The 13039-nt window shown below is 72.1% G+C and carries 9 protein-coding genes; 1 reads left to right on the top strand and 8 read right to left on the bottom strand.

What is annotated here, in order from left to right:
• Position 1: 1 nt before the first annotated feature.
• The 3 genes from OIB37_RS27845 to OIB37_RS27835 form a co-directional block, all read right to left on the bottom strand.
• Positions 2 to 505, bottom strand: coding sequence for a hypothetical protein (locus tag OIB37_RS27845; RefSeq protein ID WP_330460350.1), 504 nt, complete (start codon positions 503 to 505; stop codon positions 2 to 4).
• 81 nt (positions 506 to 586) lie between these two features.
• The gene (locus tag OIB37_RS27840; protein ID WP_330460349.1) at positions 587 to 2932 is read right to left on the bottom strand and encodes a bifunctional salicylyl-CoA 5-hydroxylase/oxidoreductase; all 2346 of its coding nucleotides are present in this window, start codon (positions 2930 to 2932) and stop codon (positions 587 to 589) included.
• Positions 2929 to 3756: an enoyl-CoA hydratase family protein gene (locus tag OIB37_RS27835; protein ID WP_330460348.1), complete on the bottom strand. Its 828-nt coding sequence runs from the start codon at positions 3754 to 3756 to the stop codon at positions 2929 to 2931. The genes OIB37_RS27840 and OIB37_RS27835 overlap by 4 nt, the downstream gene beginning before the upstream one ends.
• Before the next feature lie 307 nt (positions 3757 to 4063).
• Between OIB37_RS27835 and OIB37_RS27830 the strand changes: the two genes are divergently transcribed.
• Positions 4064 to 4516: an ATP-binding protein gene (locus tag OIB37_RS27830; RefSeq protein ID WP_330460347.1), complete on the top strand. Its 453-nt coding sequence runs from the start codon at positions 4064 to 4066 to the stop codon at positions 4514 to 4516.
• On the opposite strand, the gene OIB37_RS27825 is transcribed toward OIB37_RS27830, so the two are convergent.
• From OIB37_RS27825 to OIB37_RS27805, 5 genes are all read right to left on the bottom strand, one after another.
• Positions 4476 to 5924 carry an amino acid permease gene (locus tag OIB37_RS27825; protein ID WP_330460346.1) on the bottom strand — a complete coding sequence of 483 codons (1449 nt, stop codon included), beginning with the start codon at positions 5922 to 5924 and terminating at the stop codon, positions 4476 to 4478. The two genes, OIB37_RS27830 and OIB37_RS27825, sit on opposite strands and share 41 nt — an antisense overlap.
• Before the next feature lie 157 nt (positions 5925 to 6081).
• Entirely contained in the window at positions 6082 to 7089 is a 1008-nt protein-coding gene (argF, locus tag OIB37_RS27820) for an ornithine carbamoyltransferase (RefSeq protein WP_330460345.1), read from the bottom strand.
• Between the two features lie 87 nt (positions 7090 to 7176).
• Positions 7177 to 8400, bottom strand: coding sequence for an arginine deiminase (locus OIB37_RS27815; protein WP_330460344.1), 1224 nt, complete (start codon positions 8398 to 8400; stop codon positions 7177 to 7179).
• A gap of 405 nt (positions 8401 to 8805) precedes the next feature.
• Positions 8806 to 11409, bottom strand: coding sequence for a polynucleotide kinase-phosphatase (locus OIB37_RS27810; RefSeq protein ID WP_330460343.1), 2604 nt, complete (start codon positions 11407 to 11409; stop codon positions 8806 to 8808).
• The gene (locus OIB37_RS27805) at positions 11406 to 13025 is read right to left on the bottom strand and encodes a 3' terminal RNA ribose 2'-O-methyltransferase Hen1 (protein ID WP_330460342.1); all 1620 of its coding nucleotides are present in this window, start codon (positions 13023 to 13025) and stop codon (positions 11406 to 11408) included. Before OIB37_RS27805 ends, OIB37_RS27810 begins: the two co-directional genes overlap by 4 nt.
• Between the last annotated feature and the right edge of the window lie 14 nt (positions 13026 to 13039).

The raw sequence follows: 13039 nt of genomic DNA, 5'->3' as shown, positions 1-13039 counted from the left end.
CTCACACGACGCAGCGGCAGTACAGGCTCGCCCGCGCCGCCCTGGCACGGCGGGCCAGACCGACGAAGGTACGGACACTGCTCTGCGCGTGCAGGAAGTCGGCGAACCGGATCTCCTCGATGTCGTACCACTGGAGCGCGAGCATGGGCACCGCGTCCTCCACGACCCCGGCGAGGGCGTCCCGCCATCCGTCGGGCAGTTGCTGCAGGACGAGCCCGGTGTCCCAAGGGGACTCGGTCCCGGAGGGTGCCGGACGGCCGTAGGGCCACTCCACGGGGTCGGGCCAGACCATCTCCGGGTCGGTGAGACTGCCGAACGGGATGCCCTCGGCGAAGGCGACGAGCTGGCCCAGGACGACGTTGGGGTCCATGTTCTTGGCGTCGAACCAGTCCGCGCCCGCCTCGTCCAGGGACCGCCCGTTCAGCCGGTCCCCGGCGGGCCCGATCGCCCAGTCCACCGCCGTGGCCTGGTCGGCCGCGTGGAAGTAGTCGTACAGCACACCCATGAGATCTCCGTCCGATCGCGCTGTGACCGAAGTACACCAGACGGGCCCGTCCGTCCACCGTACGGACGGAAAGGGACGGCCTCAGCGGCCGAGCGACAGACGGGGCTTGGGGGCGTCGCCGCGGCCGGTGCGGGGGCGTCGGCCGCCCGCGCGGTATGGGGCCGGCCAGACGGCCCCGGGGCCCTCGTACTCCTGCTCGGCGGCCGCGTGCAGGGTCCAGTTGGGGTCGTAGAGGTGGGGGCGGCCCAGGGCGCACAGGTCCGTCCGCCCGGCCAGGATCAGGGAGTTGAGGTCGTCCCAGGAGGAGATCGCGCCGACCGCGATCACCGGGACGCGCACCTCCTGCCGGATGCGGTCGGCGAACGGTGTCTGGTACGACCGCCCGTACTCGGGACGTTCCTCGGCCACCACCTGGCCGGTGGAGACGTCGATGGCATCGGCGCCGTGTTCCGCGAAGGCGCGGGCGATCTCCACGGCGTCCTCGGCCGTGGTGCCGCCGTCCGCCCAGTCGGTCGCCGAGACGCGCACGGTCATGGGCCGTTCGGCCGGCCACACCGCGCGTACGGCGTCGAAGACCTCGAGCGGGAACCTCAGCCGCTTCTGCGGTGATCCGCCGTAGGCGTCGGTGCGGTGGTTGGTCAGCGGGGAGAGGAAACCGGACAGCAAGTAACCGTGGGCGCAGTGCAGTTCGAGCAGGTCGAAGCCGGCCCGGGTGGCCCGCCAGGCGGCTGCGGTGAACTGTTCGCGGATATCGGTCAGTTGAGCACGGGAGAGCTGGCGCGGGGTCTGGCTTCCCGGCTTGTACGGCAGCGGGGAGGCGGCCACGAGCGGCCAGTTGCCCTCGGGCAGCGGCTCGTCGATGCCCTCCCACATCAGCTTCGTGGAGCCCTTGCGTCCCGCGTGCCCGAGCTGCACGCCGATGGCGGTGCCGGGGGCCCGGGTGTGCACGAAGTCGGTGATCCGCCGCCACGCCTCGCCCTGGCGGCCGGTGTACAGGCCGGTGCACCCGGGGGTGATCCGGCCCTCCTCGCTCACGCAGACCATCTCGGTCATCACCAGACCGGCGCCGCCGAGGGCGCGGGCGCCGAGGTGCACGAGGTGGAAGTCGCCGGGGACGCCGTCGGTCGCCGAGTACATGTCCATGGGTGAGACGACGACCCGGTTGCGCAGGGTCAGGCCGCGCAACCGGAACGGGGTGAACATCGGCGGCGTGCCGGGCGGGCAGCCGAACTCGCGCTCCACCGCCTCGGTGAAGTGGGCGTCGCGCAGCCGCAGGTTGTCGTGGGTGACCCGGCGGCTGCGGGTGAGCAGGTCGAAGGCGAACTGGCGGGGCGGGCGGTCGAGGTGGAGGCGCAGGTCCTCGAACCACTCCAGGCTGGCCCGGGCGGCGCGCTGGGTGGAGGCGACGACGGGCCTCCGCTCCTCCTCGTACGCCGCCAGCGCCCGGGGCACGTCGGGCTGTTCCTCCAGGCACGCGGCGAGCGCCAGCGCGTCCTCCACGGCGAGCTTGGTGCCGGAGCCGATGGAGAAGTGGGCGGTGTGGGCGGCGTCGCCGAGCAGGACGGCGTTGCCGTGCGACCAGCGCTCGCAGGCCACCGTGCGGAAGGTGGTCCAGGAGGAGGCGTTGGAGCGCAGCGGGCGGCCGCCGAGGGCGTCGGAGAAGAGTTTGGCGCAGCGCTCCACGGACTCGTGCTCGGCGAGTTCGTCGAAGCCGGCGGCCCGCCAGACCTCCTCGCGCATCTCGATGATCACCGTCGAGGCGTCGGCCGAGAAGGGGTAGCCGTGCAGCTGCATCACGCCGTGTCCGGTCTCGGCGATCTCGAAGCGGAAGGCGCCGAAGGCGAAGTCCGCGGCGAGCCAGACATAGCGGCAGTGGTGTGTGGCCACATGGGGGCGGAACACATGGTCGTAGGCCTGGCGGGTGGTGCTGTGCACACCGTCGGCGGCGATGACGAGGTCGTGGTCCGCCGAGAGCCGGTCGAGGTCCGGTGCCTCGGTACGGAAGCGGAGCCGTACGCCGAGGGAGCGGCAGCGGTCGTGCAGGATCTCCAGGAGGCGGTGGCGGCCCAGGGCGGCGAACCCGTGGCCGCCCGAGCGGTGTGCCGTGCCCCGGTGGACGATGTCGATGTCGTCCCAGCGGACGAACTCCTCCCGGAGGGCCGCGTAGACCACCGGGTCCGCGTGCTCGATGCCGCCCAGGGTCTCGTCGGAGAGGACCACCCCGAAGCCGAAGGTCTCGTCCGGGGGGTTGCGTTCCCAGAGGGTGATGTCGCGGGTGGGGTCGAGGCGCTTGAGGAGCGCCGCCGCGTAGAGGCCGCCGGGTCCTCCACCGATGATCGCGATGCGCTGCGGGCGGCCGGCGCCCCCCTCCGACGGGAGCGGGTCCGGGTCCGCGTGCGGGTGCGGGCGGCCTGCCCCCACCGTCATCGCCCCCGCCACTTCGGGGGGCGCTTCTCGGTGAACGCCGCGTGGAACTCCGCGTAGTCCTCGCCGTTCATCAGCAGGGCCTGGGTGGAGGCGTCGAGTTCGATCGCCGCCGCCAGGGGCATGTCCAGCTCGGCGGTGAGCAGGGCCTTCGTCTGCGCGTACGCCAGAGCGGGGCCGTCGGCGAGGCGGCGGGCCAGCGCCTGGGCGGCCTCGTGGGTGCCGCCCTCCTCCGCCAGCTCGCTGATCAGGCCGATGCGCTCGGCCTCCGTCGCCCGGACCGGCTCGCCGAGCATGAGCAGGCGGGTGGCGTGGCCGAGGCCGACGACCCGCGGCAGCAGGTAGGCCGCGCCCATGTCGCCGCCGGACAGGCCGACGCGGGTGAAGAGGAAGGCGAACCGGGCCGAGGGGTCGGCGACCCGGAAGTCCGCGGCGAGCGCGAGGACGGCCCCGGCACCCGCGGCAACCCCGTGCACGGCGGCGACCACCGGGAACGGGCATTCGCGTACCGCCCGTACGACCTGCCCGGTCATCCGGTTGAAGTCGAGCAGCTGGGCGGTGTCCATGGACAGGGTGGCGCCGATGATCTCGTCCACGTCGCCGCCGGAGCAGAATCCGCGCCCCTCGCCGGCCAGCACCAGGGCCCGGACCGACCGCTCGCGGGACAGCTCGGCGAGCAGGTCGCGCAGGTCGGCGTAGGCGCCGAAGGTGAGGGCGTTGAGCTTGTCGGGGCGGGCCAGGGTGACCGTGGCGACCCCGTCGGCGATCTGGACCCGCAGGTGCTCCCAGTCGCCGGTGCGGGCGGCGGAGCCGGTGAAGGGACTCATGACGTGCGGCCTCCTAGAGGGGGCGGTACCTCACGTTGCGCTACCCCACGAAGCTATCACCCATTTGTGACTGTCGTCACGAGTACGCGACAGGGCGCGTCGCGCGCGGTCCGGCGGCGTCACTCGCGTCACGGGTCCGCCACGGCGGCGTAACAGTGCGCGCGGCCGTGGGAGGCGGGATGTCCGGCCGGGTAGGGCACCCCCTGCCGGAGACGGAGTTGTCCTCGGCGCCCCGACGGCGCCCGAAGACGATCTTCATGTCCGGACCCGTACCATTCCTACAGTCGAAAGCGGGACAGCCTGCTTCATGAACGGACTCGCCTTGCACGAACGCCCCACCGAATCGGCCTCCTGGCGTATCGCGCTGCCGCACACCGCCGCGGCGGTGCCGGTCGCGCGTGCGCTGGTGCGCACGGCGCTCGCCGAGGTGGAGCACACCCCCGACAGCGACACGGCTGAGCTGCTCACGGCGGAGCTGGTGGCCAACGCGGTGGAGCACACCGCCGGGAGCGGCCCGATCGAGCTGGTGGTGGAGCTGCGGCCGACCGGCTGCCAGGTCGAGGTCCACGATCCGGACCCCGAGCCGCCCGGCCATCTCACGCGTCCCGTGCTCGAGGCGCCCGACCCGTGGCAGGAAGGAGGGCGCGGTCTGCTGCTGATCCGCGCCCTCAGTTCGTCCTGTGGTCACCGCCCTACCTCGTCGGGCAAGGCGGTGTGGTTCAGACTGCCTGTGGTTCCCGCTCAGCGTCGGCCGAGGTGACCTCGGCGGAGGCGGCGCGGGCCAGCGTGGAGTGCCGGCGCCCGTAGCCGACGTACACGAGCAGGCCCACGGCGAGGAACACCGCGAACTGGATCCAGGTCTTCCAGCCCGTCTCGTACATCAGGTAGAGGCAGAAGGCGACGCCGAGCAGCGGCATGACCGGGTAGAGCGGCACCCGGAAGCCGCGGGCCAGGCCCGGCTCACGGCGGCGCAGGGCGATCACCACGATGTTGACCACCGCCATGATGGCGAGCGTGCCGATGGTGCTCAGGTTGACGACCGCGTCCAGCGGGCAGAAGGCCGCCGGCAGCGCGAAGACGATCGCGGTGATCACGGTGCCCCTGACCGGCGTGGAGGTCCGGGGCGAGACCTTCTCGAAGGCGCGCGGGACGAGTCCGTCGCGGGCCATCGACATCAGGATGCGGGTCTGGCCGTACATCACGGCGAGCACGACCGAGGCGATGGCGACGACCGCGCCGAAGGCGATGATCCCGCCGCCGATGTGCGACCCGGTCACCTGGTTCACCACGTACGACAGCGCGGCGGACCGGCCGGCGACCTGGTGGCCGCCGACGGCACCGATCGCGGCGACGGCGACGGCGCAGTACAGCAGCGTGGCCACGCCCAGGCAGACGAGGATCGCGACCGGGATGTCGCGGCGGGGGTTCTTGGCCTCCTCGCCGGCGGTGGTGATCGCGTCGAAGCCGATGTAGGAGAAGAAGGCCGCCGTGGTGCCCGCGCCGATGCCGCCGAGGCCCGCCGGGGAGAACGGCGAGAGGTTGCCGTGCTTGAACGCGCTGAAGCCGATGACGCAGAAGGCGATCAGGATGCCGATCTTGACGACGGCCATGGCGGCGGTGGCCCGGGCGCTCTCGCGCACACCGCGCACCAGCAGGACGGCGGCCATCGCGATGACGATCACGGCGGGCAGGTTGACGAACCCGCCGTCGGCGGGTCCGTTCGAGAGCACGGCGGGCAGCTGCCAGCCGGTGAGGGTGTGCAGCAGCTCGTTGACGTACTGGCTCCAGCCGACGGCCACGGCCGAGATCGACACGCCGTACTCCAGCAGCAGGCACCAGCCGACCAGGAAGGCGGTGGACTCGCCGAGGCCGGCGTAGGCGAAGGAGTAGGAGGAGCCGGAGACCGGTATCGCGCCGCCCAGCTCGGCGAAGGAGAAGGCGGTGAAGACGCAGGTGAGCGCGGCGAGGACGAAGGAGACGACCACGCCGGGACCGGCCTGGGCCACGGAGCCGGACAGGCCGACGAAGATGCCGGTTCCGACGATGGCGCCGACACCGAAGCAGATGAGCTGGAACAGGCCCATGGTGCGCTTCAGGCCGTGCCCCTCGCGGTCGGCGCCGGATTCGGCGACGAGCAGGTGTGGGGATTTGATACGGGGAGCGGGCATACGGGTGGTGCTCGTTTCTGGTGGTGCGGGCGCGACCTGTGGGGGCGCGACAGCGGCCCGGGCGGGGGTGGCACCGGGCCGTTTGTCAGGATAAAGGGCGATACGGCCGGTCAGGAAGGGGTTTGTGACGTAGCTCAGGCGAGATTCGTGATGCCGATCAGGCGAGAGTCGCCACGAGCACCGCCTTGATCGTGTGCATCCGGTTCTCCGCCTCGTCGAAGACGACGGAGTGCTCGGACTCGAACACCTCGTCGGTGACCTCCAGCTCGGTCAGCCCGTGCCGCTCGTGGATCTCACGGCCGACAGCGGTGCCGAGGTCATGGAAGGCCGGCAGGCAGTGCAGGAACTTCACGTCCGGGTTGCCGGTGGCGCGCAGCGTGTCCATGGTCACGGCGTACGGACCGAGCAGCGCGATGCGCTCGTCCCAGACCTCCTTGGGCTCGCCCATCGACACCCAGACGTCGGTGGCGAGGAAGTCGCAGCCGCGCACCCCTTCCGCCACCTCGTCGGTGAGCGTGATCCGGGCACCGGAGGCGGCGGCGAGCCGCCGGGCCAGCGCGACGATCGTCTCGTCCGGCCACAGCACCCGGGGCGCGACGATGCGCACGTCCATGCCGAGCAGGGCGCCGGTGACCAGGTAGGAGTTGCCCATGTTGTAGCGGGCGTCGCCGAGGTAGGCGAAGGCGATCCGACCCAGGGGCTTGTCGCTGTGCTCGGTCATGGTGAGCACGTCGGCGAGCATCTGGGTGGGGTGCCACTCGTCGGTCAGGCCGTTGTAGACGGGGACCCCGGCGTGCACGGCCAGCTCCTCGACCACGCCCTGCCCGTGCCCCCGGTACTCGATGGCGTCGTACATCCGCCCGAGGACACGCGCGGTGTCCTTCACGGACTCCTTGTGTCCGATCTGCGAGCCGGCCGGGTCGAGGTAGGTGGTGTGCGCACCCTGGTCGGCGGCGGCGACCTCGAACGCACAGCGGGTGCGCGTCGAGGTCTTCTCGAAGATCAGGGCGATGTTCCGGCCCCGCAGGTGCCGCGTCTCGGTCCCGGCCTTCTTGGCAGCCTTCAGCTCCGCGGCAAGCGTGATCAGGCCGCGGAACTCCTCACCGGTGAAGTCCAGCTCCTTGAGGAAGTGGCGGCCGGTGAGGGCTGTCGGGACTGTCGCCATGGGGCGCTCCAGAGGTACGGGTGCACAGACTCTGGAATTCTATACGACATATAGCATGGATATTCAGCGTTTATGCAGTGGGTCCGCTCACACCGCCTCCCGTTCCACCGGACAGCTCATGCAGCGCGGCCCGCCCCGGCCCCGGCCCAGTTCGCTGCCCGGGATCTCGATCACCTCGATGCCCTGCTTGCGCAGGTGCGTGTTGGTGGTGGCGTTGCGCTCGTAGGCTACGACGACGCCGGGTTCGACGGCGAGCACGTTGCAGCCGTCGTCCCACTGCTCGCGCTCGGCCGCGTGCACGTCCTGCGTCGCGGTCAGCACCCGGATCTCGCCGAGACCGAGCGCCGCGGCGATCGCCCGGTGCATGTGCTCCGGCGGATGGTCGGTGACCTTCAGCTCGCGCTCCCCGGCCCCGGGCTCGATGGTGTACGACCGCAGCATGCCGAGCCCGGCGTACTGCGTGAAGGTGTCGCCGTCCACCATGGTCATCACGGTGTCGAGGTGCATGAACGCGCGCCGCTTGGGCATGTCCAGCGCCACGATCGTGCGGGCCGAGCCCGCCGCGAACAGCTTGTGGGCCAGCATCTCCACGGCCTGCGGGGTGGTGCGCTCGCTCATGCCGATGAGGACGGCGCCGTTGCCGATCACCAGGACGTCGCCGCCCTCGATGGTGGAGGGGTAGTCGGCCTGTCCGCGCGACCACACGTGGAACGTTTCGTCACGGAACAGCGGGTGGTGCCGGTAGATCGCCTCGAAGTGCACGGTCTCCCGCTGCCGGGCCGGCCAGCGCATGGCGTTGATGGAGACGCCGTCGTAGATCCACGCCGAGGTGTCACGGGTGAAGAGGTGGTTGGGCAGCGGGCCGAGCAGGAAGTCGTCCAGCTCCATGACGTGGAAGCGGACGGAGGCGGGCTCGGCGTGCCCCTCCAGGAACTCCCGCTTGGTCATGCCGCCGACCAGCGCCTCGCCCAGTTCGCCCGGGGCCATCCGGTCGAACGCGGCGCGCAGGTGGTCGGTGGCGAGCGGGCCGTACTCCTTCTCGTCGAAGACGCGGTCCAGGACGAGCGACCGGGCGGCGGGGATCGCCAGGGTCTCGGTGAGCAGGTCGCCGAAGAGATGGACGGCGACCCCGCGGTCGCGCAGGACGTCGGCGAACCCGTCGTGCTCGGCGCGCGCCCGGCGCACCCAGAGCAGGTCGTCGAAGAGCAGGGCGTCCTTGTTGCTCGGGGTGAGCCTCTTGAGCTCGAGGTCGGGCCGGTGCAGGATCACGCGGCGCAGGCGCCCGGCCTCGGAGTCGACGTGGAATGCCATGTCTCCATCCTGGCCACGGACACCCCGGTTCACGCTCTTCTCGGCGGTTTCCGCCGCCGTCTGTTTTCGTCAGGTCGACGACAAGCGGGGCCGCAGCGTACGTCCAGGGGTCCCCTCCCCCGCCCCTCGGACCGCGGTGCACGGGGCGGCACGGGGGCGGCTCCGGAAGCGCGGAGGAGCCGGGGAAGGGTCGCCGCCCGGCCGCCGCCGATCAGGCCGAGCCGCCCGACGCCCGCCGGGTCGGCGGGTGCCGGGTCGGCGGGTGCCGGGTCGGCGGGCGCCGGATCGGCGGGCGCCGGATCGGCGGGCGTCCAGCGCGGCCCGCCGACGTCCGGAGCTGCCGGAGCTGCCGGAGCTGCCGGAGCTGCCGGAGCTGCCGGAGCTGCCGGAGCTGCCGGCGGCCGCCTACAGGCGCGGGTCGACCGGTTCCGACTCCAGGGCGAGCACGCCGAACACCGCCTCGTGCACCCGCCACAGCGGCTCGCCCTCCGCGAGCCGGTCCAGGGCCTCCAGGCCGAGGGCGTACTCGCGGATCGCCAGCGACCGCTTGTGGTTCAGGAACCGGTGCCGCAGCTTGGCGAGGTTGTCGGGCCGGGTGTACTCGGGGCCGTAGATGATCCGCAGGTACTCGCGGCCACGGCACTTGACGCCGGGCTGCACCAGCCGTCCCTGCTCGTCCCGGACGAGCGCGCCGACCGGCTTGACGACCATGCCCTCGCCACCGCGGCCGGTCATCTCCAGCCACCAGTCGACGCCGGCACGCACCGACTCGGGGTCGCCGGTGTCGACGTACAGCCGCCGGGTCGTCTGCAGCAGTCCGGTGCCGTCGTTCTCCACCATCCGGTCGATGAGGGCCAGTTGCTCGTCGTGCGGCAGCGCGGCGAGGCTGCGGCCGCGGGCGGCCAGGATCTGGAAGGGGGCCAGTCGTACCCCGTCCAGGCCGTCGGTGGTCCAGCAGTAGCGGCGGTAGGCGTCGGTGAACGCCCCCGCGTCGGCGGCGCGTTCCCGCTGCCGGGCGAGGAGTCCGCCCACGTCGGCGCCGCGGGCCGCGGCGGCCTCCAGGGCGGCGAGCGCGCCCGGGAACACCGCGCCGGACGCGGCGCCCACGGCCGCGTACTGGCTGCGCAGCAGGCCCGAGGCCTTCAGCGACCACGGCATCAGCTCGGCGTCCAGCAGCAGCCAGTCGGTGTCGAGCTCCTCCCACAGGCCGGCGTCCGTGACGGCCGAGCGGAGGCGGCCGAGGATCTCCTCGGTCACCGTCCCGTCGTCGAAGAACGGCCGCCCGGTGCGGGTGCAGAGCGAGCCGGTCGGCCCGTCCACCCCGAACCGCTCACGCGCCGCCTCGGCGTCCCGGCACACCAGGGCCACGGCCCGCGAGCCCATGTGCTTCTCCTCGCACACCACGCGCGCGACGCCGTCCCGCGCGTACTGCGCGAAGGCCTCGGCCGGGTGCTCCAGGTAGCCGTCGACCTGCGAGGTCGGCGTCGGCGCCATGGTCGGCGGCAGGTACGGCAGCAGGCGGGGGTCGATGGCGAAACGGCTCATGACCTCCAGGGCGGCGGCCGCGTTCTCCTCACGGACGGCCACCCGGCCGGCGTACCGCGTCTCCACTCCCCTGCGCCCGTGCACGTCCGCGAGGTCCAGCGGCCGGCCGTCGTGCCCACCGGGCGCCTCGGCACGCAGCGGCTTCGCCGGCTCGTACCAGACCTTCCCGGCCGGCACGTCGGCCAGTTCGCGCTCCGGCCAGCGCAGCGCGGTCAGCTTTCCGCCGAAGACGGCTCCGGTGTCCAGGCAGATGGTGTTGTTCAGCCAGGAGGCCTCGGGGACCGGGGTGTGGCCGTAGACCACGGCGGCCCGGCCGCGGTAGTCCTCCGCCCACGGGTAGCGCACGGGCAGCCCGAACTCGTCCGTCTCGCCCGTGGTTTCGCCGTACAGGGCGTGCGAGCGCACCCGGCCCGAGGTACGGCCGTGGTACTTCTCGGGCAGGCCGGCGTGGCAGACGACGAGCCGTCCGCCGTCCAGGACGTAGTGGCTGACCAGCCCGTCCAGGAACCTCCGCACCTCCTGCTTGAACTCCTCGCTCTCGCCCTCCATCTGCTGGATGGTCTCGGCGAGTCCGTGCGTGTGCCGCACGTTGCGGCCCTTGAGGTAACGGCCGTACTTGTTCTCGTGGTTGCCGGGCACGCACAGCGCGTTGCCGGACTTCACCATGGCCATCACGCGGCGCAGCACGCCGGGGCTGTCCGGGCCGCGGTCGACCAGGTCGCCGACGAACACCGCGGTACGGCCCTTGGGGTGGACGCCGTCCACGTAGCCCAACTTGACCAGCAGCGCCTCCAGTTCGGCCGAGCAGCCGTGGATGTCGCCGATGATGTCGAAGGGGCCGGTGAGGTGGGTCAGGTCGTTGAACCGCTTCTCGGTGACGACGGTGGCGTTCTCCACCTCCTCGACTCCGCGCCGCACGTGCACCTTGCGGAAGCCCTCGCGCTCCAGCTGACGCAGGGAGCGCCGGAGTTCGCGGATGTGGCGCTGGATGACCCGGCGGGGCATGTCGGCGCGGTCGGTGCGGGCCGCGTTGCGCTCGGCGCACACCTCCTCGGGTACGTCGAGCACGATGGCGATGGGCAGCACGTCGTACGTCCTGGCCAGGTCGACGAGCTGGCGCCTGCTGTCCTGCTGCACGCTGGTGGCGTCGACGACGGTACGGCGGCCGGCGGCCAGCCGCTTGCCCGCGATGTAGTGCAGGACGTCGAAGGCGTCCCGTGTCGCGCTCTGGTCGTTCTCGTCGTCGCTGACGAGACCGCGGCAGAAGTCCGAGGAGATCACCTCGGTGGGCTTGAAGTGCCTGCGGGCGAAGGTCGACTTGCCGGAGCCGGAGGCGCCGACGAGGACGACGAGGGAGAGGTCGGTGACGGGCAGGAGCCGACCGCCGCCGGGGTTCGTCCCGCTGGTGCCGGGGTTCGTGCTGGTGCTGGGGTTCGTGCTGGTGCCGGGGTTCGTCCCGCTCATGCCGCCTTCGCCTCCTTCTCGTTCGCGTTTCTGTGGAACACGGCCATCTGCGTGGGCGGCCCCACCTCGGGGTCGTCCGGTCCGACCGGCCTGAACTCGACTTCGTACCCGTACCGTTCGGCGACGGACGCCGCCCAGGCGCGGAACTCCTCGCGGGTCCACTCGAAGCGGTGGTCGCCGTGCCGGACGTGCCCTGCGGGCAGGGTCTCCCAGCGGACGTTGTACTCGACGTTGGGGGTCGTCACGAGGACCGATCGGGGGTGCGCCGAGCCGAACACGGCGTACTCCAGGGCGGGCAGCCGGGGCAGGTCGAGATGTTCGATCACCTCGCTGAGCACGGCCGCGTCATAGCCCGCCAGCCGCTTGTCGGTGTAGGCCAGCGAGCCCTGGAACAGCTTGACCCGGGACGCCTGCCGCTCCCCCATGCGGTCCAGCCTGAGCCGGCGCGAGGCGATCGCGAGGGCCCGCAGCGACACGTCGACCCCGACGACCTCGGTGAACCGCACGTCCTTCAGCAGCTCCTGCACCAACTGGCCCTGCCCGCACCCGAGGTCGAGCACCCGGGTGGCCCCGGTCTCGCGCAGGGCGCCGAGGATCGCCTCCCGGCGCAGCACGGCGAGAGGGGCACCCTTGCGCTCATCGGGAACGGTGTCGGTGTCCGTTCTGGTGCCGGTGCTGGGGTCGGCACCGGCACCGGCGTTGCCGTCGGTGCCGGCGCCGGTCTCCTCGGCCCCGGCTTCCGTCCGCGCTTCCGCGGCGGTTTCCGCCGCCGTTTCCGCCGCCTCCGCCGCAGCCTCCGCGTCCTCTTCGACCGCGTTGTCGAAGTCCTCGACCTCGCTGTCGTCGGCCTCGGCCAGGCGGGCCAGCTCCAGCCGCTCCATCGCCTGCCGGGTCAGCGACCAGCGGCGGGACAGGTAACGGCTGGTGATCAGCTTCTGCTCCGGGTGGTCCGGCAGCCAGCCCTCGCCGGCGCGCAGCAGCTTGTCGACCTCGTCGGAGGAGACCCAGTAGTGCTTGGCGTCGTCCAGGACCGGCAGCAGGACGTACAGGTGCCGCAGCGCCTCGGCGAGGGTGAGTCCTTCGGCCTCCAGGACGAGGCGGACGTACCGCGAGTCGCCCCACTCCGGGAACTCGGTGTCGAGGGCGACGGGTTCGGTGGTCACCTCCCAGCCGAGTGGCTCGAAGAGGCCTCGTACGAGTTCCGCACCGCCGCGTGCGGGCAGCACCGGCACCTCGACGCGCAGCGGCAGCGGAGCGGCGGCCCGCTCCGGGCGGGCCTTGCACAGGCCTCGCATGGCGCTGGAGAACACCGCGCTCAGCGCGACCGCGAGCAGCGAGGAGGCCGCGTAGGGGCGGTCGTTGACGTACTGCGCGAGCGCCGCGTCGGGCGCTCCGCCACGGCCCTTTCCCTTGCCCCGCCGAGCCAGCGCGACCGCGTCGACCTCGAGCAGCAGCGCCACCGTGCAGCGATCCGCGTCCGCCTCGGGATAGAAGACGTGCGCGGTGCCGTGGGACGTGGAGAACGCCTGGGCGTTGTCGGGGTGCTTGTGCAGCAGGAACCCGAGGTCGGTGGCTGGGGAGGCGGCTGTGCCGCGCGTGGAGATCGTCAGGAACACATGTCCGAGTCTCG

Origin of the sequence: Streptomyces sp. NBC_00820 (genome assembly GCF_036347055.1) — a bacterium.
In the GTDB taxonomy this organism is placed as follows: Bacteria; Actinomycetota; Actinomycetes; order Streptomycetales; family Streptomycetaceae; genus Streptomyces.
The sequence above is the reverse complement of the archived record's forward strand: the minus strand, read 5'-3'. Positions and strand labels throughout refer to the sequence as shown.

What these genes read in the sequence shown, in the direction of transcription:
- OIB37_RS27845 (WP_330460350.1), bottom strand. Translation starts at nt 505, where the DNA reads ATGGGTGTGCTGTACGACTACTTCCACGCGGCCGACCAGGCCACGGCG.
- OIB37_RS27840 (WP_330460349.1), bottom strand. Translation starts at nt 2,932, where the DNA reads ATGACGGTGGGGGCAGGCCGCCCGCACCCGCACGCGGACCCGGACCCG.
- OIB37_RS27835 (WP_330460348.1), bottom strand. Translation starts at nt 3,756, where the DNA reads ATGAGTCCCTTCACCGGCTCCGCCGCCCGCACCGGCGACTGGGAGCAC.
- OIB37_RS27830 (WP_330460347.1), top strand. Translation starts at nt 4,064, where the DNA reads ATGAACGGACTCGCCTTGCACGAACGCCCCACCGAATCGGCCTCCTGG.
- OIB37_RS27825 (WP_330460346.1), bottom strand. Translation starts at nt 5,924, where the DNA reads ATGCCCGCTCCCCGTATCAAATCCCCACACCTGCTCGTCGCCGAATCC.
- argF (WP_330460345.1), bottom strand. Translation starts at nt 7,089, where the DNA reads ATGGCGACAGTCCCGACAGCCCTCACCGGCCGCCACTTCCTCAAGGAG.
- OIB37_RS27815 (WP_330460344.1), bottom strand. Translation starts at nt 8,400, where the DNA reads ATGGCATTCCACGTCGACTCCGAGGCCGGGCGCCTGCGCCGCGTGATC.
- OIB37_RS27810 (WP_330460343.1), bottom strand. Translation starts at nt 11,409, where the DNA reads ATGAGCGGGACGAACCCCGGCACCAGCACGAACCCCAGCACCAGCACG.